The 23,241-nt window shown below is 59.6% G+C and carries 24 protein-coding genes; 8 read left to right on the plus strand and 16 right to left on the minus strand.

From position 1 onward, the window contains the following. Positions 1 to 73 precede the first annotated feature (73 nt). A complete protein-coding gene (locus H8F21_RS07370) occupies positions 74 to 1,387 on the plus strand; it encodes an ATP-binding protein (protein WP_203584179.1) in 1,314 nt (437 codons plus the stop codon). On the opposite strand, the gene rimK is transcribed toward H8F21_RS07370, so the two are convergent. Next, complete coding sequence (gene rimK / locus H8F21_RS07375) at positions 1,384 to 2,289, minus strand: 30S ribosomal protein S6--L-glutamate ligase (RefSeq protein WP_203480928.1); 906 nt, start codon at positions 2,287 to 2,289, stop codon at positions 1,384 to 1,386. The genes H8F21_RS07370 and rimK overlap by 4 nt on opposite strands. Continuing rightward, positions 2,286 to 2,768 carry a retropepsin-like aspartic endopeptidase RimB gene (rimB, locus tag H8F21_RS07380; protein WP_203480927.1) on the minus strand — a complete coding sequence of 161 codons (483 nt, stop codon included), beginning with the start codon at positions 2,766 to 2,768 and terminating at the stop codon, positions 2,286 to 2,288. The genes rimK and rimB overlap by 4 nt, the downstream gene beginning before the upstream one ends. 140 nt (positions 2,769 to 2,908) lie before the next feature. Here rimB and H8F21_RS07385 point away from each other — a divergent pair, with 140 nt between their 5' ends. From H8F21_RS07385 to H8F21_RS07400, 4 genes are all read left to right on the plus strand, one after another. After that, positions 2,909 to 3,310 carry an RNA-binding S4 domain-containing protein gene (locus tag H8F21_RS07385; protein ID WP_203480926.1) on the plus strand — a complete coding sequence of 134 codons (402 nt, stop codon included), beginning with the start codon at positions 2,909 to 2,911 and terminating at the stop codon, positions 3,308 to 3,310. 62 nt (positions 3,311 to 3,372) lie between these two features. After that, the gene (gene hslO, locus H8F21_RS07390) at positions 3,373 to 4,275 is read left to right on the plus strand and encodes an Hsp33 family molecular chaperone HslO (protein ID WP_203480925.1); all 903 of its coding nucleotides are present in this window, start codon (positions 3,373 to 3,375) and stop codon (positions 4,273 to 4,275) included. Between the two features lie 179 nt (positions 4,276 to 4,454). Then, positions 4,455 to 5,996 (plus strand): phosphoenolpyruvate carboxykinase, encoded by a 1,542-nt coding sequence (locus H8F21_RS07395; RefSeq protein WP_203480924.1) that lies wholly within the window; start codon positions 4,455 to 4,457, stop codon positions 5,994 to 5,996. 164 nt (positions 5,997 to 6,160) lie between these two features. After that, positions 6,161 to 6,589, plus strand: coding sequence for an acyl-CoA thioesterase (locus H8F21_RS07400; protein WP_203480923.1), 429 nt, complete (start codon positions 6,161 to 6,163; stop codon positions 6,587 to 6,589). Between the two features lie 23 nt (positions 6,590 to 6,612). Here the strand turns inward: H8F21_RS07400 and H8F21_RS07405 are convergent, their stop codons facing one another. The 6 genes from H8F21_RS07405 to H8F21_RS07430 all read right to left on the minus strand — a co-directional run bounded on the left by H8F21_RS07405 (position 6,613) and on the right by H8F21_RS07430 (position 13,331). Further along, positions 6,613 to 7,269, minus strand: a complete 657-nt coding sequence (locus H8F21_RS07405) for a response regulator (RefSeq protein ID WP_203584180.1) — start codon at positions 7,267 to 7,269, stop codon at positions 6,613 to 6,615. Positions 7,270 to 7,387: 118 nt separating this feature from the next. After that, entirely contained in the window at positions 7,388 to 8,203 is an 816-nt protein-coding gene (locus H8F21_RS07410; protein WP_203584181.1) for a CheR family methyltransferase, read from the minus strand. 286 nt (positions 8,204 to 8,489) lie between these two features. Beyond that, a complete protein-coding gene (locus H8F21_RS07415; RefSeq protein ID WP_203543853.1) occupies positions 8,490 to 8,969 on the minus strand; it encodes a glycine zipper domain-containing protein in 480 nt (159 codons plus the stop codon). Between the two features lie 212 nt (positions 8,970 to 9,181). Further along, entirely contained in the window at positions 9,182 to 11,518 is a 2,337-nt protein-coding gene (locus tag H8F21_RS07420; RefSeq protein ID WP_203584182.1) for an FdhF/YdeP family oxidoreductase, read from the minus strand. A 2-nt stretch (positions 11,519 to 11,520) separates the two neighbouring features. Continuing rightward, the gene (fdhD, locus tag H8F21_RS07425) at positions 11,521 to 12,351 is read right to left on the minus strand and encodes a formate dehydrogenase accessory sulfurtransferase FdhD (protein WP_203482633.1); all 831 of its coding nucleotides are present in this window, start codon (positions 12,349 to 12,351) and stop codon (positions 11,521 to 11,523) included. A 92-nt stretch (positions 12,352 to 12,443) separates the two neighbouring features. Then, entirely contained in the window at positions 12,444 to 13,331 is an 888-nt protein-coding gene (locus H8F21_RS07430; protein ID WP_203482632.1) for a LysR family transcriptional regulator, read from the minus strand. Positions 13,332 to 13,415: 84 nt separating this feature from the next. On the opposite strand from H8F21_RS07430, the gene lysM reads away from it, so the two are divergent. After that, positions 13,416 to 13,856 carry a peptidoglycan-binding protein LysM gene (gene lysM / locus H8F21_RS07435; RefSeq protein WP_136474056.1) on the plus strand — a complete coding sequence of 147 codons (441 nt, stop codon included), beginning with the start codon at positions 13,416 to 13,418 and terminating at the stop codon, positions 13,854 to 13,856. Here the strand turns inward: lysM and yrfG are convergent, their stop codons facing one another. Then, positions 13,857 to 14,519 (minus strand): GMP/IMP nucleotidase, encoded by a 663-nt coding sequence (gene yrfG, locus H8F21_RS07440; protein ID WP_203482631.1) that lies wholly within the window; start codon positions 14,517 to 14,519, stop codon positions 13,857 to 13,859. Positions 14,520 to 14,599: 80 nt separating this feature from the next. On the opposite strand from yrfG, the gene nudE reads away from it, so the two are divergent. Beyond that, complete coding sequence (nudE, locus tag H8F21_RS07445; protein WP_136474058.1) at positions 14,600 to 15,166, plus strand: ADP compounds hydrolase NudE; 567 nt, start codon at positions 14,600 to 14,602, stop codon at positions 15,164 to 15,166. Next, a complete protein-coding gene (cysQ, locus tag H8F21_RS07450) occupies positions 15,163 to 15,990 on the plus strand; it encodes a 3'(2'),5'-bisphosphate nucleotidase CysQ (RefSeq protein ID WP_203584183.1) in 828 nt (275 codons plus the stop codon). The genes nudE and cysQ overlap by 4 nt, the downstream gene beginning before the upstream one ends. Here cysQ and H8F21_RS07455 read toward each other — a convergent pair. The 7 genes from H8F21_RS07455 to rfbB are packed head-to-tail and all read right to left on the minus strand — an operon-like array spanning position 15,979 to position 23,058. Next, positions 15,979 to 16,434: a YiiD C-terminal domain-containing protein gene (locus H8F21_RS07455; protein WP_203482628.1), complete on the minus strand. Its 456-nt coding sequence runs from the start codon at positions 16,432 to 16,434 to the stop codon at positions 15,979 to 15,981. The two genes, cysQ and H8F21_RS07455, sit on opposite strands and share 12 nt — an antisense overlap. Further along, a complete protein-coding gene (locus tag H8F21_RS07460; RefSeq protein WP_203482627.1) occupies positions 16,431 to 17,843 on the minus strand; it encodes a sigma-54-dependent transcriptional regulator in 1,413 nt (470 codons plus the stop codon). Before H8F21_RS07460 ends, H8F21_RS07455 begins: the two co-directional genes overlap by 4 nt. Continuing rightward, positions 17,840 to 19,654 carry a sensor histidine kinase gene (locus H8F21_RS07465; RefSeq protein ID WP_203482625.1) on the minus strand — a complete coding sequence of 605 codons (1,815 nt, stop codon included), beginning with the start codon at positions 19,652 to 19,654 and terminating at the stop codon, positions 17,840 to 17,842. The genes H8F21_RS07460 and H8F21_RS07465 overlap by 4 nt, the downstream gene beginning before the upstream one ends. A gap of 35 nt (positions 19,655 to 19,689) precedes the next feature. Beyond that, positions 19,690 to 20,565, minus strand: a complete 876-nt coding sequence (gene rfbD / locus H8F21_RS07470; RefSeq protein ID WP_203482623.1) for a dTDP-4-dehydrorhamnose reductase — start codon at positions 20,563 to 20,565, stop codon at positions 19,690 to 19,692. Further along, positions 20,562 to 21,107 (minus strand): dTDP-4-dehydrorhamnose 3,5-epimerase, encoded by a 546-nt coding sequence (rfbC, locus tag H8F21_RS07475; RefSeq protein WP_203482622.1) that lies wholly within the window; start codon positions 21,105 to 21,107, stop codon positions 20,562 to 20,564. Before rfbC ends, rfbD begins: the two co-directional genes overlap by 4 nt. Next, positions 21,107 to 21,979 carry a glucose-1-phosphate thymidylyltransferase RfbA gene (gene rfbA, locus H8F21_RS07480; RefSeq protein WP_203482621.1) on the minus strand — a complete coding sequence of 291 codons (873 nt, stop codon included), beginning with the start codon at positions 21,977 to 21,979 and terminating at the stop codon, positions 21,107 to 21,109. The genes rfbC and rfbA overlap by 1 nt, the downstream gene beginning before the upstream one ends. Continuing rightward, positions 21,976 to 23,058 (minus strand): dTDP-glucose 4,6-dehydratase, encoded by a 1,083-nt coding sequence (gene rfbB, locus H8F21_RS07485; protein WP_203482620.1) that lies wholly within the window; start codon positions 23,056 to 23,058, stop codon positions 21,976 to 21,978. The genes rfbA and rfbB overlap by 4 nt, the downstream gene beginning before the upstream one ends. Between the last annotated feature and the right edge of the window lie 183 nt (positions 23,059 to 23,241).

Here is a 23,241-nt window from a genome sequence, read left to right on the forward strand (position 1 = left end):
TGTTTTTGCGTGTGCCGAGATCCGCAAAGCCTGCGAGCCATGCTCGTTCCTGCAAAGTGTGTAGCCGTTGTCGATGAAAACCCCCTTGTGGTTCCCGCAAAGCTTCTTCGCCCGCACCTTATGGCTGGTGCTGATCGTCGTGCTGTTTTCCAAGGCGCTGACCTTGGTTTACTTGCTGATGAACGAAGACGTGCTGGTCGATCGCCAATACAGCCACGGGGTGGCCCTGACCCTGCGCGCCTATTGGGCCGCCGATGAATCCGACCGCGACAAGATCGCCGAAGCCGCTGGGCTGATTCGAGTAGTAGGTTCCGGTGTTCCAGAAGGTGAGCAGCACTGGCCCTACAGTGAAATCTACCAGCGCCAGATGCAGGCTGAGCTTGGCGCCGACACCGAAGTGCGTTTGCGCATCCATGCGCCACCGGCCCTGTGGGTCAGGGCGCCAAGTCTTGGCGACGGATGGTTGAAGGTTCCGCTTTATCCGCATCCGCTGCGTGGCCAGAAAATATGGAGCGTGCTGGGTTGGTTCCTGGCTATCGGCTTGTTATCCACAGCCTCGGCATGGATCTTTGTCCGTCAGCTCAACCAGCCACTCAAACGCCTGGTATTTGCTGCCCGGCAACTGGGACAGGGACGAAGTGTGCGGTTGCCGATCAGCGACACTCCTAGCGAGATGACCGAGGTTTACCGGGCCTTCAACCAAATGGCCGAAGACGTCGAACAGGCCGGTCAAGAGCGGGAGTTGATGCTGGCGGGTGTTTCCCACGACCTGCGTACGCCTTTAACCCGTTTACGCCTGTCGCTGTCGATGCTGGACAACGACAGTGACCTGACCGACGACATGGTGCGCGATATCGAAGACATGGACGCCATCCTCGACCAGTTTCTGGCGTTTATTCGTGATGGCCGGGACGAGCCGGTCGAAGAGGTCGACCTGAGCGACCTGGTGCGTGAAGTGGTGGCGCCGTTCAACCAGCCAGAAGAGCGTGTACGCCTGTGTCTTGAGCCGATTCCGCCTTTTCCATTGCGCAGGGTTTCGCTCAAGCGCCTGTTGAACAACCTGATCGGCAACGCCCTGTATCACGCAGGCAAGGGCGTCGAGGTGGCAGCCTACGTGTCCGGCGACAGCAGCGCCCCGTATGTGGTGCTCAGTGTGCTGGACCGAGGCGCGGGTATTGATCCGAACGAGCTGGAAGGCATCTTCAACCCGTTCATTCGCGGCGACCGGGCCCGAAGCGGCAAGGGGACCGGGTTGGGGCTGGCAATCGTCAAGCGCATTGCCGCGCAGCATGGCGGCAATGTCGAGTTGCGCAACCGCTCCGGCGGCGGCCTGGAAGCCAGGGTGCGCCTGCCGCTGGGGCTGTTGCTACCGCGTGACGCGGTCTAGCCTTTGCCTTTGGTGCGGGTCAGGTTTGGCCCGCCGTTCTTTTCCAGGTGCTCGATGATCATGCCGGCCACGTCCTTGGTGGTGGTGACTTCGATGCCTTCCAGGCCAGGCGATGAGTTCACCTCCATTACCAGTGGCCCGTGATTCGACCGCAGAATATCCACGCCAGCCACGCTTAGCCCCATTACCTTGGCGGCGCGAATGGCGGTCATGCGCTCTTCGGGAGTGATCTTGATCAGGCTGGCACTGCCGCCTCTGTGCAAATTGGAGCGGAACTCGCCGGGTTTGGCCTGCCGCTTCATCGACGCGATAACCTTGTCGCCGACCACGAAGCAACGGATATCGGCGCCTCCAGCCTCCTTGATGTATTCCTGAACCATGATGTTTTGCTTCAGGCCCATGAATGCCTCGATCACCGACTCGGCGGCCTTGGTGGTTTCGCACAGCACCACACCGATGCCCTGGGTGCCTTCGAGCACCTTGATTACCAGTGGGGCGCCGTTGACCATTTGGATCAGGTCCGGGATATCGTCTGGCGAGTGGGCAAAGCCGGTAACAGGCAGGCCGATGCCGCGCCTCGACAGCAACTGCAGCGAGCGCAGTTTGTCCCGCGAGCGGGCAATGGCAACCGATTCGTTCAACGGATACACGCCCATCATTTCGAACTGGCGCAACACTGCGCAGCCATAGAAGGTCACCGATGCGCCGATCCGCGGGATTACGGCATCGAAGCCCTCTAGCGGCTTACCACGGTAGTGGATCTGCGGCTTGTGGCTGGCGATGTTCATATAGGCGCGCAGGGTATCGATCACAACCATCTCATGGCCTCGTGCAGTACCGGCTTCAACCAGACGACGAGTGGAATACAGACGCGGGTTACGCGACAGCACGGCGATCTTCATGCAACACCTGTGGAAGGAGAAATAGTGGCCGGAAATGCCGGCTTGTCCTGAACATACTTGAGCCCTGGATTGACCACCAACTGGCCATGAATCAGGGCTTTGGATCCGAGTAAAAGGCGATAGCGCATGGCTTTGCGGCAAGCCAGGGTGAATTCGACTTCCCAGACCCGGTCGCCCAATGCCAACGGCGTTCTGATCACGTAGCGAATTTGCGCGTGGCCGTTGGAGCTCTTGATGGTCTTCATGGTCACCAACGGTGCTTCACAGCGGCGATGGCGTAATTGCACGATCGAGCCCAGGTGCGCGTTGAAACGCACCCACTGCTCGCCATTGCGCTCGAAAGGCTCTACCTCTGTAGCGTGCAGGCTCGAGGTGCTGGCGCCGGTGTCGATCTTGGCGCGCAAGCCGGCCACCCCCAGGTCGGGCAAGGCTACCCACTCGCGCAGGCCAATTACAGTCAAATGGTCAAATGTCTTCAAATTGCTCAACCAGCATAAAAAATCGCAAGGCCAGAACCGGCGTGCGCGACAAGTCGTGAACTGTAAGCACGCCGCAGTTTTTTTGCATCCGTCAGATACGGTAGTACAGTTCCGTTAACGAAAATATGCGGAGAAATGTCATGGCACAAAAGCCGGAAAACGATGACAAGGTACGTCTGGATAAATGGCTCTGGGCCGCACGTTTCTACAAGACCCGCGCACTGGCCAAGGCGGCCATTGAAAGCGGCAAGGTGCACTGTCGTGGCGAGCGCTGCAAGCCGGGTAAAGAGCCGCATGTAGGCGACGAATTCGTCTTGCGCACCGGCTTTGATGAGCGCACGGTGGTGGTTCTGGCGCTTTCGGTGGTGCGTCGGGGAGCGCCCGAGGCCCAGGCGCTCTATGCCGAAACGCCGGAGAGTATTGACCGTCGCGAAAAGGCCGCCGCCATGCGCAAGGCCGGAGCGATGGGGATAACGACCGACGGTCGGCCAACCAAGAAGCAACGTCGCCAGATCCACCAGCTTCATGACAGCGCCGGTTAACGGGCGCGGGGCGCACTGATAAACTAGGCGCCATTAACCCATTTATTCGAAAGTCTGAACCCATGCACGATTTGTCCGATACCGATTACACCCAACGCTTCATCTTCGACGATCGCGATGTACGCGGTGAAATGGTCGGCTTGGAGCGCAGCTACGCCGAGGTACTGGCCAAGCACCCTTACCCGCAGCCTGTCGCGCAGTTGCTTGGCGAACTGATGGCAGCCGCTGCCCTGCTGGTCGGCACCCTGAAGTTCGATGGTTTGCTGATTCTCCAGGCACAGTCCAGCGGGCCGGTGCCGCTGCTGGCCATCGAATGCACCAGCGAGCACGAAATTCGCGGTCTGGCCCGGTATGAGGCCGAACAGATCAAGGCTGATGCAACCCTGGCTGACCTGATGCCCGGCGGGCATCTGGTGCTGACCATCATTCCAGTCAAGGGCCAGCGCTATCAGGGGACGGTGGAACTGGACGGCAAAGACCTGTCGGAATGTTTCACCAACTACTTCGTTATGTCTCAGCAGATCAATACCTGCGTATCCCTCACCGCCGATGGCCTGCGCGCCCGTGGCCTGCTGGTGCAGCAACTGCCTGCTGATCGCCAGAAGGACATCGAAGATCGTGAAGAAAGCTGGAACCACGTAAAGGCCTTGGCCAACACCTTGAAAGCCGAAGAGCTGCTCGGCCTGGACAACGAAACTGTCCTGCATCGCCTGTACCACGAAGATGCCGTGCGCCTGTTCGATATCCAACCGCTGCAATTTCGTTGCAGTTGCTCCCGCGAGCGCTCCGGTAATGCGTTGGTCAGCCTGGGCGAACACGATGCCCTTGCGCTGGTCAATGAGAGTGGTGGCAAGATCGAGGTCGATTGCCAGTTCTGCAACCAGAGCTATGAATTCGATGCGGCCGATATCGAGCAATTGTTCGGCGGTGGCGGTGTAGACGCGCCGTCAGATACTCGTCACTAAAACGTTTCACCACAGGTAAATCTCCTGTCTAACGCCGGAAACTCGCCGTTCTGACAGGAGGGCCCTACTTTTTTTGGGCGTTTCTGGCATAATCCGGCCACTTTTTTCGCTGTAGTAGTTTTAAAAGCTCTACTACAAAACGTTTGGAGCACTCGGCCTCAGGCCGGATGGGGAATCTCATGACGCAAGCCAACAACACCGTCTACACCGACCTGAGCGTCGATGAGCTGGTAAAAGAAGCGCTGAACCGCGGTGAAGGCGAGCTGGCCGATACAGGCGCGCTGGTCGTGAAAACCGGTCACCGTACCGGTCGTTCGCCGGTTGACCGTTTCATCGTCGAAGAGCCCTCCACGCAGGATGCCATCGCCTGGGGCCCGATCAACCGCAAGTTCCCGGCCGACAAGTTCGATGCCCTGTGGGACCGCGTCGAGGCCTTCAACAACGCGCAAGAGCATTTCGTTTCCCACGTTCACGTAGGCGCTGCAGACGAGCACTACCTGGCCGTCAAGATGACCACCCAGACTGCCTGGCAGAATCTGTTTGGCCGTTGCCTGTTCATCAACCCGCAGCAGTACAACCCTGCCGGTCGTGATGAATGGCAAGTGCTCAACGTTGCCAACTTCGAATGTGTACCTGAGCGTGACGGCACCAACTCCGATGGCTGCGTGATCCTCAATTTCGCACAGAAGAAAGTGCTGATCGCCGGCATGCGTTACGCCGGTGAAATGAAAAAAGCCATGTTCTCGGTGCAGAACTTCCTGCTGCCAGCTGCCGACGTGCTGCCAATGCACTGCGCTGCCAACATCGGCGAAGAGGGTGACGTCACGCTGTTCTTCGGTCTTTCCGGCACTGGCAAGACCACCCTGTCGGCCGACGAAAGCCGTTACCTGATTGGTGACGACGAGCATGGTTGGGGCGAAGGCGTGGTGTTCAACATCGAAGGCGGTTGCTATGCCAAGTGCATCGACTTGTCCGAGAAGAACGAGCCGGTCATCTGGAAAGCCATCAAGCATGGCGCGGTCTTGGAAAACGTTGTTCTGGACGACGCCAAGAAGGCTGACTACGCCGACGGCAGCCTGACCCAGAACAGCCGTGCCGCCTACCCGCTGGAGCACGTCGAGAAGCGTTCCGAGAAGAACCTCGGTGGCGAGCCTAACGCTGTTATCTTCCTGACCTGCGACCTGACCGGTGTACTGCCGCCAGTTTCGATCCTCAGCGAAGAGCAAGCGGCCTACCACTTCCTCTCGGGCTACACCGCACTGGTGGGTTCGACTGAAATGGGTTCGGGCAGCGGCATCAAGTCGACCTTCTCCACCTGCTTCGGCGCGCCGTTCTTCCCGCGTCCGGCTGGCGAGTACGCAGAACTGCTGATCAAGCGTATCCGTGGCTTTGGCTCCAAGGTCTACCTGGTCAACACCGGCTGGACCGGTGGTGGCTACGGCGTTGGCAAGCGTTTCAACATTCCGACCACCCGTGCAGTGATCGCAGCGATCCAGAGCGGCGCGCTGGTGGGGGCTGAAACCGAGCACCTGGACATCATCAACCTGGACGTGCCAAAACTCGTTCCTGGCGTTGAAACCGTTCTGCTCAACCCACGCAACACCTGGGCTGACCAGGCCGCTTACGATGAAGCAGCCAAGGCCCTGGCCAACTTGTTCATCGAGAACTTCAAGAAGTTTGAAGTTTCCGACGCCATCAAGGCCGCTGGCCCACAGCTCTAAGTTCACGTCTGCGTGAAACAAGAAGCCGCCCCTCGGGGCGGCTTTTTGCGTTCTGTCGTCATTTACTCAGGCCATGCGATGCGAACTATTGTTGATTGCGACAATAGGAGTTGCGATGCGATTGTGGGAAGCTTCCTTTATCTGCATCTATCCTCAGGCTAGCTATGTCCGATACTCCCCAGCGCCACGACTACCCACACCTGCACCCCATTCTTACCCGCTGGCAAGACAGCGACCTTAACGGTCATATCGCGGGTGCGACGGTGTACGGCTACTTCGATACGACCATCCAGGCCTTTCTCCTGCAGCAGGCGGGCCTGGACCCGCAGGAGGGGGAGGTGCTGGGTTTTGTGGTCAGCTCGGCGGCGGACTTCTTTGCCTTGCCGGCGTTTCCCGACACGCTTGAGGTTGGCCTACGCGTGGCACGCGTAGCCGGAAGCTCGGTGGAGTACCAGTTGGGTCTGTTCCGGGTCGGCGACGCGCAGCCGTGTGCTGCGGGTAAGGTTGTGCAGGTGTTTGTCGAGCGCGCCTCGGGGCGCCCGGTGCCGTTGCCTGACGCCCTGCAGGCGGCGCTGCTGAGTTTGCAATGCTGAGTGTGCGCGGCTGAACCACCGGCTCAGTCGTTCAGGCGGATGATGCCTTCGCGTACGGCAAACAACACCAGGCCCGGAACGTCGTGAATCTGTAGTCGGTGCATGATTTGTGAGCGGTGCGCTTCGATGGTTTTTACGCTCAGACCCAGGCCGTCGGCAATCGAGCGGGTGCTTTCACCACGGGCGATGAGCCTCAGCACTTCCAGCTGGCGTATAGTCAGCTGCATTGCGCTGTTGCCGGGCATGCGTTTTCGGCTGTGTTTGACGGCCTGCCCGATCACCATCGGCAGCACCGCGGCCGACAGGTACTGGCCACCGTTTTTCAGTGCCAGCAGTGCTTGCTCAAGCTCTTGCACCGAAGCGCTCTTGAGCAGAAATCCATGGGCGCCGAGCTGCAGGCAACGCATGACGAAATCCAGTTCCGAACGTGTTGAAAGCATCAGTACGTGACAGCTCGGCGCGAGCAGGTTCAACTCGCGCAGTATCTGTTCGCTGTCCAGGGTGTCGGCGGTCAAGTCCAACAGAATCACATCAGGCTTGAGCTTTTCCGCCAGCGCGACAGCTGTCGTGCCATCGCCTGCATCACCGACCACGGCGTAGTGTTTTTTTTGTTCGAGCAGTGCACGCAGGCCAGCTCGAAAAAGCGGCGAGTCGTCGGCAAGTAGAATTCGGCAAAGCATGGGGTCGAACCTGTTTCGCAAGAGTTGGGGAGCGGCAGGTTTGCTCGGTCCGTATGAGCGCTGCCGTGCAGGAGAGCGATTGATATCGTAGGTCTGGCGTTGGTGACGGCGGCGCCGGTCAACATAGGCGCTCGAATACCGAGGGCAGTATCAGCCGTATTGGTAAATCAAACCCGTGGATGTTTTCGCTGTGCCCGATTAATAGCAGTCCACCCGGACGCAGCCGGGTTAGCAAGCGCTGGACGACCAGTTGCTTGTCATCCTGGCTGAAATAGCTCAGTAAATTGCGTAGAAATATGACGTCGAAAACCCCCAGGTCGTCAGGCATTGGCTGCAGCAGATTGATCTGCCGCCAGCTGACTCGCTCGCGCAATGCCGCTTGCACTTGCAATCGCCCGACCGTTGCGCCGATGCCATATTGGCAATAGCGCTGCAGCCAGCCTGGGGGGAAGTAACGCGCCTGGGCAATGTCGTAGATGCCTTCGCGGGCAAGCTTGAGCATGAGGGGGCTTATATCGCTGCCCAGAACGCTCCAGTTTTCGCTACGGACAGTTTCGCTGGCGATCATGGCCAAGCTGTAGGCTTCTTCCCCCGACGAGCATGCGGCGCTCCACAGGCGCACAGGCGCGGCGGACTTGCTTAGCCAGTCGGCGAGAAACTCGAAGTGCGGGTGTTCGCGGAAAAAATAGGTTTCTTTCGGGACCAGCAGTTCGACCACCCGCTGGCGCTCAGCACTCTGGTCAGGCTGTGCAAGCACGTGCAGGTATTGGCTAAAGCCGGGCAACTGAAAATGGCGCAGGCGCCTGGCCAGGCGCGCAGCAATGACTGCTTGGCGTGCAGGAAGCAGGATCACGCCGCAGGCGCGCTCGACCAGCGACTGAAGCTCAAGGAACTGGCGTTCGTTAAGCGCAGGGACGCGTTTGCCGGCTGGCATCTCAGCTTCTTCTGGCAATGAGCAGTCGGATCGGCGTTGCAGAATCGATGCGCATTCCCTGCGTCCATTGGCTGATTGGGAATGGTCGATGATAGCTACAGGCTACTGCTGCCAGAATCGGGGTAGCCCCTAAGTCTTAGGTAAGGTAGGGGTATTACTGGGTGCAAGAGGACCACAGTGTGAGAGGCAGATCGGCGCGAACAGCTTGGGCGGTAACGCGGGGGGCGCTTCGCAGTCCCTGCCGGTGACGGCAGGGACTAAGAGATTGGCTTAAGCCCTTGCGCGATTAGCGGTGGCGCCAGTGCTTCTTGTGCTTGCGATGGCCGTAGTGATGGCCACGGTCGCGGTAGTGACGACGGTCGTCGTAGCCGCGGTTGTTACTGTAGTGACGATCTTCTTCGTCGCTCTTCTTGCCCATGTAGTTACCGAGGGCGCCACCTGCACCGCCACCTGCGGCTGCACCGATGTAACCACCGTTGGTACCACCGACGTTACGACCGATAGCGTTACCACCGGCTGCACCCAGGGCACCGCCAATCGCTGCTTCGCCACGACTGTGCTTGTTGGCACCCACCGCACTGCCTGCCGCGCCGCCAAGGCCGGCGCCAATAGTTGAGCCGGTGCTGCCGCCGATCGAGTTACCGACCACAGAGCCCAGTACCCCGCCCAATGCGCCGCCAATACCGGCTTCGGTGGTGCCACCTGCCGAGGCAACGCCACTAAGCAGGCCAAGAGACAACAACAGAATCGAGGAGTACTTCATCAAGAGAGCCTCATAAGGATGACGAGGCGATCCTGAGGCTGGAAAGAGGGGCTGGCAACGAAAATCCGACGAGTAACACGAGTTGTACACAATTCTCTAAGTTACTGTTTTCACTATGAAACTTTCTCGATTTTGCGCTGTCTGAGCTTACTTGAGACAAGGCCCCGGCATCGCTGCCAGGGCCTTTTTTTGTGCGTTTCGTACAGAAGATTCTGTCAGAGGATGCGGGTATTGTCGCTGGCAGCTTCCAGTTTGATTGCGACAAATTTGGAGGTTGGTGTGTGGCTGCCGTCGCCGACGCTTTCCAGCGGCACCAGCGGGTTGACCTCTGGATAATACGCCGCCGCCTGACCCGCCGGGATATCGAAAGCCAACAAGGTAAAGCCCTTGACTCGACGCTCTCGGCCATCGCTCCAGAGCGAAACGATATCGGCCTTTTGCCCAGGGTGGAAGCCCAGGCGAATGATGTCGGCCTCGTTGGCGAACAGCACGTTGCGTTGGCCCTTGACCCCACGGTAGCGGTCATCGAGGCCATAAATGGTGGTGTTGTACTGATCGTGCGAACGCATCGATTGCATGATCAGGTCCGGCACTTGTCCGGTTGCACGAACGCACGCGTGCAGCAGGTCATCGGGCAGTTGGTTGGCCTTGAAGTTGGCCAGACCGCTGGCGGTCTTCCACTGCCGTTGCCCGGCACTGTTACCCAGATAAAAGCCACCGGGATGTTCCAGGCGTTGGTTGAAGTCGTTGAACCCCGGAATGGTATCGCTGATCAGGTCGCGAATACGGGCGTAATCGGCCACCAGCCAGTTCCAGTCCACCGGCTTGGCACCCAGGGTGGCTGCAGCGATACCGGCGACCACCGCAGGCTCTGAGCGCATTTGCCGTGACAGGGGCTGCAGTTGACCGTTGGAGGTATGCACCATGCTGAACGAATCTTCGACCGTAACGGCTTGTGGGCCTTGGCTTTGCTGGTCGATGTCGGTGCGTCCCAGGCACGGCAGGATCAGTGCCTGCTTGCCGTGTACCAAGTGGCTACGGTTGAGCTTGGTGCTGATCTGCACCGTCAGGTCGCAATTGCGCAAGGCTTGCGCAGTGCGTTCGGTATCGGGTGTCGCCTGGGCAAAGTTGCCACCTAGCCCGATAAATACTTTGGCCCGGCCCGCGAGCATGGCTGCAATGGCTTCTACGGTGTTGTGACCATTGTGCCGTGGCACTTTGAACTTGAAGCGTCGCTCCAGGGCATCGAGCAGGCTAACCGGTGGGCGCTCGTTGATGCCCATGGTCCGGTCACCCTGCACGTTACTGTGGCCGCGCACGGGGCACAGGCCGGCGCCAGGTACACCAAGGTTGCCACGCAGCAGCATCAGGTTGGCGATTTCCTGGATGGTTGCCACTGAATGGCGGTGCTGGGTGATGCCCATGGCCCAGCACATGATGACTTTATTGGCCTTGCAGTACATCCGCGCGGCCTGTTCGATTTCGGCCAGGCTCAAGCCGGACTGAGCCTCGATATGCGCCCAGGAGGTGCCATCCACCGCTTGCAGATAATCGAGCACGCCTTGGGTGTGTTGATTGAGAAACGCGTGATCGAAAATGGCTGGCGCGTTGATCGCCTGCGCTTCACGTTCCCATTGCAGGAGAAACTTGGCCATGCCGCGCAGCACAGCCATGTCGCCACCCAGGGCCGGACGGAAATAGGCGGTGTTGGTTGGGCGGTCACCGTTGGTGAGCATTTCCAGCGGGTGTTGAGGGTGCTGGAAACGCTCCAGGCCACGTTCCTTGAGGGGATTGATGCACACCACCTGAGCGCCGCGCTTGACCGCTTCGCGCAGTGGCTCAAGCATGCGTGGATGGTTGGTGCCGGGGTTCTGGCCCCAGACAAAAATCGCCTCGGCGTGTTCGAAGTCGTCAAACGTGACCGTACCTTTGCCGACCCCGACACTTTGGCCCAGCGCCACGCCACTGGCCTCGTGGCACATGTTCGAGCAGTCGGGAAAGTTGTTGGTGCCATAGGCGCGCACAAACAGCTGATACAAGTAGGCCGCCTCGTTGCTGGCCCGGCCAGAGGTATAGAACTCGGCCTGGTCTGGGCTGGCGAGGTTCTGCAAGTGGCTGGCAATCAGGGCGAAGGCTGCATCCCACTCAATCGGGCGATAGCGGTCTGTGCTCGGTTCATAAACCATCGGCTCGGTCAGTCGGCCCTGGTACTCCAGCCAATAGTCACTCTGGGCGAGCAGCGAGGTCACACTGTGACGGGCGAAGAAGGCGGCATCGACACGGCGTTTGGTGGCTTCCCAGTTCACCGCCTTGGCGCCGTTCTCACAGAACTTCACCATGCCGCTTTCCGGCGAGTCGCCCCAGGCGCAGCCCGGGCAATCGAAACCACCGTTCTGGTTGGTTTTGAGCAGAGCGCGAATATTTTTCAGGGCATTGTCACTGCCAATCCAGGCCTGGGCCACACTGCGCAGCGCACCCCAGCCGCCTGCGGCGCCGTTGTAGGGTTTGTAGCGCGGGACGGGCTTCTGATCGGCTTGGTGATGCAGGCTCACGGTCAATTCTCCAGCACGGGGCTGTATACCCGTGGCGCACTGTGTTTGGGAATATGGATCAGGTTGAGGTTGTGACGACGCGCCCACTGCAAGGCCAGGCCGGTGGGTGACGACAGGCTGACCAGGGTCTGGATGCCCGCACGCAAGACTTTCTGGATCAATTCCAGGCTGCAGCGGCTAGTGACAATGGCCAGCCCGCCTTCAGGGCTGATCTGCTGGCGCAACAGGGCGCCAATGAGCTTGTCGAGCGCGTTGTGCCGGCCAATGTCTTCGCGGCCCAGCAACAATTCACCCTGGCTGTTCATGAACAATGCCGCATGCACGGCGCCGCAGTGCTGGCCCAGGGGTTGGAAGTCGTCCATGCGCTGGCGCAGGCCTTCGAGCCAGTGCACGGGCGGCAGGGGCGCTCCAGGCAGGGCGTCGAGCTGCGGCAAGGCTTGCTCCAGTGCTTCGACCCCGCACAGGCCACAGCCACTGGTACCGGCAAGTTGCCGGCGCTGGTTCTTCAGGTTCCAGAAGGCACGGCTGGAGATTTCTACTTCGGCACTGATGGCGGCGCCTTGGCCCTTGAGCTTAAGGTCGTAGATGTCATCGAGCGAAGTGATGATGCCGTTGCCGAGGCTGAAACCGACGATGAAATCTTCAAGGTCCGTAGGGCTTACCAGCATCACCGCCTGGTTGATGCCGTTGTAGGCAATGCCCAGGGCTACCTCTTCAGCCAGCGCTGTGCTGGCCTGGCTGTAATCGGTCAGGTAGTTGTAGTCATAGCGGTTGCTGGCCGCGGGCGCAGTCAGGAGTACCGACGCCGCGCAGGCCGGAGGTTTTGTACTCATTAGAGGTACCGGCGGCTAGTCTGATTTAAGCCTAGGCTTGCGCTCGGTTACCGTCTAATCGCTATTGCTGATGTTTTGATAGACAGCGTCGATCAGGCATCACTTTGCAATGCTTGGAATTCGGCCAGACAGGCTTCTGCCAGGGCCGAGCGCGGCGCTGTACGCCGCATGATCAGGCCCAATGGCGCGAGGGTATTGGCCTGTTCGATCGGTTGCAGGCGCAACCGTTCGGTAAACACTTCCAGACCTGCCGACAAAGGCATGATCGCGCAGCACAGTCCGCCACGCACCGCTTGAACCAACTGATGGACGGCATCGGTCTGTAGCAGCAACCGAGGCTTCAAGCCGCGGCTGTGGAAGTTGTGATCGATTGACTGGCGAAAATGCATGCCGGCTGTCAGTAGGCCCAGCGGCAATTCGGTCAGTGCTTGCCAGCTTAAAGGTTGCTCGTCGAAGCAAAAATGATCTGGGTCATACAACAGGCCCATACGGGTTTCACCCAGGGGCTGCGACAGAAAGCGCTCGTGGTCCAGGCGCTCCAGGTAGGACACACCCAGGTCCAGACGGTTGCTGGTGAGTTGTTCAAGGATCTGTTCGGAGCTCAGCGCGCTGAGTTCGAAGTTCAAGTCCGGATGGCGTTGGTGCAGGCGTTGCAGCAACGGCAAGGGATCGAAGCTCGACAGCGGGACCACACCCAGACGCAGGTTTCCCACCAGATGACCGCGGCAGGCTGCGGCTTCTGCGTACAAGCCATCGTAGGCAGCAATCACGGTGCGTGCCCAGGCCAATACTCGGTCACCTTGGGCGGTAAAGCCTTCGAAGCGCTGGCCACGGTTGACCAGGGCCAGGTCCAGTTCTTGTTCCAGGTTGCGTAGACGCATGGACAGTGTCGGCTGCGTTACATGGCAGCGGGCAGCTGCCTGGCCAAAGTGACGGGTTTCATCCAGGGCGATGAGGAATTTGAGTTGTTTGATGTCCATCGTCGCTCCTTGGCGCAAAGCAGGCGAAGCATTCTAACCTGTCCTAGACTCCAGGCTCCGAGATTCATCACCAAGGAGAGCGGTATGAGCATTTTCAGTTTTATCAAAGAGGCCGGCGAGAAAATCATCGACCTGCTGACCCCAGGTAATGCCAATGCCAGCGACCAGTTGCAAAAGCACGTGGAAGAGGTGGGCCTCGGCAACCCGAACATCAAGGCAACCGTCGATGGCGACAAGGTGACGGTGACGGGTGAAGTCGCCAGCCAGGAAGAGAAAGAGAAAATTCTCCTGGCCCTGGGCAATATTGCAGGGGTTGCCACAGTGGACGATCAGATCACCGTAACCGGACCGGTTGTTGCCGCTGCGCGCTTTGTCGTGGTGAAAAAAGGCGACACCCTCAGCGCGATCTCGCTGGCGGTATATGGCAACGCCAATCTGTACAACAAGATCTTCGAAGCCAACAAACCGATGCTCAAGCACCCGGATAAAATCTACCCGGGCCAGTCGCTGCGCATTCCCGAGTAATCAAAGCCCTTCGAGTAGCGCTCGGTAGTCTTCTACCGCAGCGAACTCTTCGGTATCACGCGGCCCTTTACGGCTGTCCGGTTGGCGCACCGCAAGCAGGTGCGCCACGCCGAAGTCGCGGGCACTGCGTAAAATCGACAAGGTGTCGTCGATGAACAGGCTGCGGCCTGGTTCAAAGCCGATGTCGTTGTGCAGGGCATCCCAGAATTGCGGGTTTTCCTTGGGGAAACCGTAGTCATGAGAGCTGATCAGGCGCTCGAAATAGGGCGCAAGCTCCACCTTTTCCAGCTTCAACGACAGTGAATCGCGGTGGGCGTTGGTAATCAGGATTACCCGTTTGCCGGCCTGCTTGATCGCCTGCAGAAACGTATCGGCATCTGGACGCAGGGCGATCAGATGGGCGGTCTCCAGCTTGAGGTCGCGCACCGAAAGGTTAAGCTCACGGCTCCAGAAGTCCAGGCAGTACCAGTTCAGCGAGCCTGCGTGCTGCTCAAACAGCGGCTGCATTTCCAGTTCGGCCATCGCCCGGCTAATGCCATGCAGCTCGGCATAGCGCTGGGGCAGGTGTTCGAGCCAGAAATGGTTATCGAAATGCAAATCCAGCAAGGTGCCGTCCATGTCCAGCAAGACAGTGTCGATGGTGGACCAGGCTAAAACGGGCATATGAAATTCTCGGGCAGTCAGGGCAGCGGTGGCTAGGCAAGCCACGGTATAGTAACCCGTTCACGCCAAGGAGCCGCCTCATGCGCCAGAAACCCACCGTCCTCTCCCGCGAGATTGTCGCCAGCAGCCGTTTGTTTCGAGTTGAAGCTGTGCAGTTGCGCTTTGCAAACGGCAACGAGCGCACCTATGAGCGACTTGTGGGGCGCGGCAATGGTTATGGCGCGGTAATGATCGTGGCTATGCTCGATGCCGAGCATGCCGTCCTGGTCGAAGAGTATTGCGGCGGTACTGACGAATACGAGTTGTCCTTGCCCAAGGGCCTGATCGAGCCGGGTGAGGATGTGTTGGCGGCGGCCGACCGTGAGCTCAAGGAAGAAGCCGGCTTTGGCGCCCGGCAGCTTGAGCATTTGACCGAACTTTCGTTATCGCCGGGCTACATGAGCCAGAAAATTCAGGTAGTGCTGGCCACGGATTTGTATGAAGAACGCCTGGAAGGCGATGAGCCTGAGCCGATGCGTGTCGACAAGATCAACCTGCGTGAATTGTCTGCCCTGGCGCAGCATCCTCAGTTTTCCGAAGGCCGCGCCCTGGCTGCGTTGTACCTGGTGCGAGATCTGCTGACCCAGCGCGGAGTGTTCGGTGCATGAGTGACCAGCACTTGATGCAACAGGTGGTGAGCCTGGCGCGTGAGGCGGGCGAAGCAATTTTGCCGTTTTGGCGTGCAGATGTGGCAGTAACGGCCAAAGCCGATGAATCACCGGTCACCGCTGCCGACCTGGCCGCCCACGACGTTATTGCCAAGGGCCTGCAAGCATTGGCGCCGGACATTCCGGTGTTGTCCGAGGAAGATTGCGATATTCCTTTCAGTGAGCGCCAGCAGTGGCAGCGCTGGTGGCTGGTTGACCCGCTCGACGGCACCAAGGAATTTATTGCCGGAACCGAGGAGTTCACCGTCAACATTGCCCTTATCGAGGAGGGACGGGTGGTGTTCGGCGTCGTGGCGATTCCCACCAATGGCCATTGTTACTATGGCGGTAATGGCCTGGGCGCCTGGCTTGAAGAAACTGATGGCAAGCCTCGCGCCATCAACGTGCGGCTGGCACCTGCGCCTGGCAGCGCTTTTACCGTGGTCGCCAGTCGCCGCCATTCCAGTCCACAGCAAGAAGCCTTGCTGGCGGGCCTGAGTACCGCAGTAGGTGAGTTGGAGCTGGCAAATATTGGCAGCTCGCTGAAGTTCTGTTTGCTGGCCGAGGGTGCGGCCGACTGCTACCCGCGTCTGGCGCCGACATCGCAGTGGGACACTGCCGCAGCGCAAGGTGTGCTGGAAGGTGCGGGCGGTGAAGTGCTGGGCCTGGATGGCAAAACCTTCGATTATCCGCCGCGCGAATCGCTGCTCAATCCCTTCTTCCTGGCGCTACCCGCCGCGGCCCCGTGGCGCGGCCAGCTGTTGCAACTGGCCTCAGCGATGTAGCACGTACTGGCCGCTGAACAGCACGGCGGCCTCATCACTTCCAGCATTGCTGACCTTGGTGTGCAGGTTGAGTCGCGCGCGGCCGCGGCGCTGGTAGGTGGTAATGAAGCGCTCCCAGACTTTTTCCTCTGGTGCCTGGCATAGCGCAATGGCCGCACCGGTCACCGGCAGTGGATAACTGATCTGGCCTTCCTGAATGACGATATGCCCATCGTCAATGCCCGCCTCGCGCAGACGCAGGTGCAACCAGCCCCAACCGACCAGTACCGCCGCGCAATACAGACTGCCGCCGAACATGGTGCTCTTGTGATTGACGTTGGCCTCCAGCGGTAACTGCAGGCGCAGTTGATGCTGCTGCCAGTCGAGTACCCGCATGCCCATCTCGCGGGTCAGGGGAATGTCACCGTGCAGTACGGCTTCAAGGTATTGGCTGTCCGTAGTCATGGACGCGGGTCCTCCATCTCGTCGGTGCTGGTAGAGCTGTCGGCGAAGCTCAAGCCATGTTTGCGCAGCTTGTCATGCAAGGTTTTGCGCGGAATGCCCAACGCCTCGGCGAGGCTGCGCATGGAGCTGTGTGGTTGAGCCAGTTCGGCGGCGATCAACGAGCGTTCGAACTGCTCGACCTGATCACTGAGGTTGCCGCTGCCGACAATGACTGATTGTTGAGGGTCCGCTGCTGGGGCGTCGCCATCCAAGGCCAGTTCCAGCCCCAGGGCAAAGCGCTCCGCGGCGTTCTGCAGCTCACGCACGTTGCCGGGCCAGTTGTGCCGCAGTAGCAGTGCCCGCTGGGCCGGCTGCAAGGTATGCGCCGGTAAGCCATGGCGCTCGCTGGCAGCATCGGCAAAATGCTGGAACAGCACCAGGATATCATCGCCGCGCTCACGCAACGGTGGAATACGCAGTGGCGCAACGTTCAAGCGGTAATAAAGGTCGGCACGGAAGCGACCCTGATCGGCCGCTTGGCGCAGGTCTTCCTTGGTGGCGGCAATGATACGGATATCCAACGGGATCTGCTGGTTGCCGCCCAGGCGTTCAACCACCCGCTCTTGCAGTAGGCGCAGGAGCTTTACCTGCACATCCAGGCTCATGCTTTCGATTTCATCGAGGAACAGCGTACCGCCATTGGCGAACTCGAATTTGCCGATGCGGCGCTTTTGCGCACCCGTGAACGCGCCCGGCTCATGGCCGAACAGCTCGCTTTCGACCACTGATTCGGCCAGTGCCCCTGCGTTGATGGCCACGAACGGGCCGTCTCGTCGGCTCGACAAATCATGCAGGGCACGGGCGACCACCTCTTTGCCCGCGCCGGTTTCGCCCAGAATCAGCACGTCGGCGCGGGTTCCGGCCAGCGCGCCGATCTGTTCGCGCAGGCGCAACATGGGCGCCGAATGGCCAACCAGGCGCGTGCTCAGTTGCTGTCGGTCGCTCAGCGCCAGGCGCAGGCTGCGGTTGTCCAGAACCAGGCGGCGTAGGGCCAGGGCGCGACGCACACTGTCGAGCAGGGCGTCGCTGGCGAAGGGTTTTTCGAGAAAGTCATAGGCGCCGGCACGCATGGCCTGCACGGCCAGGGGCACGTCGCCATGACCGGTAATAAGCAGGACCGGAAGCTCCGGGTCTTGTGCGTGTACCTGTTGCAGCAGTTCCAGGCCGTCGATGCCGGGCATGCGGATATCGCTGACCAGCACGCCGGGCCAGTCGTGCTCTATGCGTCCAGCCAGGTTCTGCGCATCGCTCAGGGGCAGGACTTTAAGACCGGCAAGATCCAGGGTCTGGCTCAGGGCCTGGCGCAGGTGCGGGTCGTCGTCGACCAGAATTACCTGTACGCGGCTGTCAATGAGCGGCTCGGTTGTCATGCCGATGGGTCCTCTGAGGTGGGCAAGGTTGCGCCAGGCTTGGCGATGCGTAGTTGCAAGGTGAGCAAAGCGCCACCTTCGGGGTGGTTGGCAAGCAGCAACTCGCCGCCCAGCGCACGCATCAAGGTATCGCAGATCGCCAGGCCCAGGCCAAGGCCTTGGGTACGCGTCTTGGTAGTGAAGAACGGTTCGCGCGCCCGGGCCAACGCTTCGCTGGAAAAACCCGGGCCATTGTCGCGAATGTACAGGTAGACGTTGCCATCACGCTGTTCGGCACTGAGGATGAGCCTGCGCGGGTTGGCTTTTTCAGTGAGGGCATCGAGGGCGTTGGCCAACAGATTACCCAGCACCTGGCGCAGGCGTGTTTCACCGGCCTGGACCCACAAGGTTGCCTCGGGCAGGTCGCGCACAAGTTCTACCGCCATGGCCCGCCGACGCTTGGCCAGCAGCGCCAGGGCATCATCGAGTGCAGGCTGCAAGGCGACGCTTTCCGGTGCATGGCGGTCGCGCCGGGCGAAGGCCCGCAGGTGAGCAATGATCGAAGCCATGCGTCCAGTCAGCTCACTGATCAGCTTGAGGTTGCTGCGCGCATCGTCGGTGCGCTGGTGGTCGAGAAGAATTTCGGCGTTCTCCGCATAGCTGCGGATCGCGGCCAAGGGCTGGTTCAGCTCGTGACTGATGCTTGCCGACATAGTACCCAGCACCGAGAGCTTGCCGGCCTGGACCAGCTCATCCTGGGCGCGCACAAGTTCCTGTTGCGCCTGCTCACGCTCCAGTACCTCGTTTTTGAGTCGACTGTTGAGGCCTTCCAGGTCAGCGGTGCGTTCAATTACGCGCTTTTCCAGCTCCTGGCGCGCATGGGCCTCGAAATCGATGCGGTCCATATAGTGACGTCGGCGCTGCATGATCAGGCCCAACAACAGCATCAGCACCAGCAGGCCAGCACCACCGATGGCAACCACGGTGTTGACCGAGCGATCGATGAGGGTTCGCGGTGCAAGAATGCTCACCTGCCAGCCCGTTTCTTCGATGGGCTGGGTCTGGATCAGCCAAGACTCGGGAACAAGGTTCAGTGGCTGCGGGGATTTAGTCGGGTAGGGCTGGATGGCGGCGATGGCTTCGCGTTCGGCATCAGTAAGAGGCCGGGTGGCACGAAAGCGCCAGTCGGGACGCGAGGTAAGGATCACCACGCCGTTATGGTCGGTGAGCAGCAGTTGCTCCGGTGTCTTGCCCCACAGGGTTTCGGTGTGGTCCAGGTCTACCTTAACCACCAGGGCGCCGATGATTTCTTCGCGGTCGCGCACCGCAGCGGCGAAGAAATACCCACGTTTGGCTGAAGTGGTGCCCTGTCCGAAGAAGCGTCCCAGCTTTCCCTTGATGGCTTCTGAGTAGTAGGGCCGGAAAGCAAAATTGCGACCGATAAAACTGTCATGTTTGTCCCAGTTCGAAGCCGCCAGGGTATTGCCCTTGGCGTCCATCAGGTACATGACTTCGGCACCAGTCTGAGTGGCGATGTCCTTGAGTAGACGGTTGGCGTTGGTCAGCGTTTCCAGGCGCAATGGATCGGCCAGCACTGCGCGCAGGGCGGGGAGGTCGCCAAGAATCTGAGGCAGCGTTTCATAACGATGCAGCGTACCGAGCAGGTTAGCGACGTACAGGTCGAGGGTCTGGCGGTTCTGCCCGGCCAGTTCGCCTTCATAGTACTGCTTGGCCAGGTGCTGCAAGGGCCACAGCAACGGTGCCAGGCACACGGCCAGCAATGCCAGGCTGCGCCATCGCGGGCGGCGGGGAAGAGGTGGAATCTTGATCATCGTTTATGCGCCAGAAAGCTCTGGCGCATTATGCGCTACTTCAGGCAGTCGATCAGCGCTTGCTGCCAGTGCGCTTGGCTGACCTGCCACTGTTGCTGCAGGCGACTGCAGTCAAGGCGCGAGTTCAATGGCCGCGCGGCCGGCGTAGGGTAGTCACTGGACGGAATAGGTATCAGCTTGGCGCAGGGCAGGCCCTGGGCCTTGAGTTGCTCGCCGATAGCCTGGGCAAAACCGAACCAGGAGGTTTCACCCTGTGCAGTCAGGTGGTACGTGCCCCAGGCGCCAGCTTCGCCTGCCAGCCAGCGTTCGATCAGGGCGCGGGTGCTCAAGGCAATGGTACCGGCCCAGGTCGGTGCACCGATCTGGTCCGCGACAATGCTCAGTTCAGGCTTTTCCTGCAGCAGACGCTGCATGGTCAGCAGAAAGTTGCGCCCGTGCCGCGAGTAGACCCAACTGGTTCGCAGGATCAGGTGCTGGCCGTCGACAGCGCTGATGGCCTGTTCGCCCGCCAGTTTGCTGCGCCCGTAGACACCCAACGGGTTGGGCTGGTCGTCTTCGTTGTAGGGGCTGTCCTTACTTCCGTCGAACACGTAGTCGGTGGAGTAGTGGATCAGTGGGATACCCAGTTTCGCGGCTTCCTCGGCGAAGATGCCCGGTGCTCGCGCATTGATCGCGAAAGCCAGCTCCGGCTCGCTTTCAGCCTGATCGACTGCTGTATGAGCCGCAGCGTTGATGATCAGGTCTGGCTTGAGTGCTTGTACCCGTTCACGAATTCCTTCAGGCCGGGCCAGGTCGAGTTGCTCACGACCCAAAACGAGCAATTGGCCGAGGTCGCTCAGGCGCAGTTGCAGTTCACGGGACACCTGGCCGTGCTGGCCACTGATCAGGATGGTGGGTCGACGTGCAGTCATGGCAGCAGTTCTAGCTCTTTCAGCGATTTACCGACCTGATCCTTGGCGGACAGGATGGGCGCCGAAGTCAGCTGCCAGTCGATGGCCAGGTCCGGGTCATCCCAGCGAATGCAGCATTCGGCTTGCGGGTTGTAATAGTCGGTGGTCTTGTAGAGAAACTCGGCACTGTAGCTGAGCACGACGAAGCCGTGGGCGAAGCCTTCCGGCACCCAAAGCTGGCGACGATTTTCAGCAGACAGTTTCACGCCCACCCACTTTCCGAAGTGGGGAGAGCTGCGGCGCACATCGACCGCCACATCCAATACTTCGCCGTGGGTGACGCGAACCAACTTGCCTTGAGTGTTTTTCAGTTGGTAATGCAAGCCACGAAGCACGCCTTTCTGCGACTTGGAGTGGTTGTCCTGAACAAAGGTCGTGGTTACGCCGGTTAGTTCTTGAAACGTTCTGGCGTTGAAGCTCTCGTAGAAAAAGCCTCGGCTATCACCGAACACTTTCGGTTCGAGGATAAGTACGCCGGGCAGATCGGTGTTGATTACATTCATTAGCGTTCTTCAGCCAAACCGTAGAGATATTGTCCGTAGCCGGTCTTGCCAAATGCCTTGGCGCGTTCCAGCAATTGTGAGCGGTCGATCCAGCCTTGCTGGTAAGAGATTTCCTCAAGGCAGGCAACCTTCAAGCCCTGACGGTGCTCGATGGTCTGCACGTACTGCGAGGCTTCCAGCAGACTGTCGTGCGTACCGGTATCGAGCCAGGCAAAGCCACGCCCGAAACGCTCGACGCGCAGGTCGCCGCGTTGCAGATAGGCATTGTTGACGTCGGTGATTTCCAGCTCGCCGCGCGGCGAAGGTTTGACGTTCTTGGCGATTTTCACCACATCGTTGTCGTAGAAATACAGCCCAGTCACGGCATAGGGCGACTTCGGTTTGGCGGGTTTTTCTTCGATCGATAGGGCACAACCGTTTTCATCGAAGTCGACCACGCCGAAGCGCTCGGGGTCTTTTACCAGGTAGCCGAATACCGTGGCGCCGGTCGGCTGTTTGATCGCGCGGAGAAGTTGTTCGGTGAAGCCCTGGCCGTGGAAAATGTTGTCGCCCAGGATCAGGCAGACCGAATCGTCGCCAATAAACGCTTCACCAATCAAAAATGCCTGGGCCAGGCCATCTGGTGAAGGCTGTTCGGCATAACTCAGTTCGATACCAAACTGGCTGCCGTCACCCAGCAATTGCTTGTAGTGAGGCAAGTCGGTTGGGGTAGAGATGAGCAGAACTTCCCGGATACCGGCCAGCATCAGCACCGAAAGCGGGTAGTAGATCATCGGCTTGTCATAGATGGGCAGCAGTTGCTTGGAAACACCCAGGGTGATTGGGTGCAGGCGAGTGCCAGAGCCTCCTGCCAGAACAATACCTTTTGTCATGCAATTAGATCCTTGTAGTCACTGACGCCCAGTCGTTGTCCTTGATAGCTGCCGTCTTGTACCCGCTGACACCATTCCAGGTTGTCCAGGTACCACTGCACGGTCTTGCGCAGGCCGCTTTCGAATGTTTCTTCAGGTACCCAACCCAACTCGCGCTCGATCTTGCTGGCGTCAATGGCATAACGCAGGTCGTGGCCCGGGCGATCCTGAACGAAGGTGATCAGGTCGGCGTAGTGGGCAACGCCGGTCGGGCGCTGTGGCGCCAGCTCTTCGAGCAGGGCACAGATACCGCGAACCACATCGATGTTCTTTTGCTCGTTGTGGCCGCCAATGTTGTAGGTTTCGCCAACCTGGCCTTCGGTGACCACCTTGAACAAGGCCCGGGCATGGTCCTCGACGAACAGCCAGTCACGTACCTGCAGGCCATTGCCGTAGACAGGCAGCGGCTTGCCCGCCAAGGCATTGAGAATCACCAGCGGAATCAGCTTTTCCGGGAAGTGGAACGGACCATAGTTGTTCGAGCAGTTGGTAATCAGCACCGGCAGGCCGTACGTGCGCTGCCAGGCGCGGACCAGATGGTCGGACGCCGCCTTGCTGGCCGAGTACGGCGAGCTTGGCGCGTAGGGCGTGGTTTCGGTGAACAGGTCATCGACGCCGTGCAGGTCGCCATACACTTCATCGGTAGAAATATGGTGGAAGCGAAACGCTGCACGTTCTGGTGCTGGCAGTTTGAGCCAGTAGGCGCGCGCGGCTTCCAGCAGGCTATAGGTGCCGACGATGTTGGTGTGGATGAAATCCGATGGCCCATCGATGGAGCGGTCAACGTGCGATTCTGCGGCCAGGTGCATGATCGCATCGGGCTTGAAGCGCTCAAGCACGGCACTGACGGTTGGCTGGTCGGCGATGTCTGCCTGGACAAACTCATAGCGGGTATTGGTCGCAATACTGGTCAACGACTCCAGATTGCCAGCATAGGTCAGCTTGTCGAGGTTCAGGACCTCATGCTCTGTCGTCTGGATCAGATGCCGAATCAGGGCCGAACCGATGAACCCGGCTCCGCCGGTTATGAGTATGCGCATGTCCAATGACCTTTGATGAAACAGATGAAGTTCTACCCAAGCCTAGCTTGCGGCGGGTGGCAAATAGCGCAAGGCAGATACGTCTTTACCGTAGGGTACTTTGGAACGCCTCGTTGTTCATCGCTTTTTCCCTGCCGTACTTGCTTATCGGCAAAAGCAGTGGCGATATAAGCAGCAAAAAAA

It is taken from the genome of Pseudomonas arcuscaelestis, from assembly GCF_016881005.1.
In the GTDB taxonomy this organism is placed as follows: Bacteria; Pseudomonadota; Gammaproteobacteria; order Pseudomonadales; family Pseudomonadaceae; genus Aquipseudomonas; species Aquipseudomonas arcuscaelestis.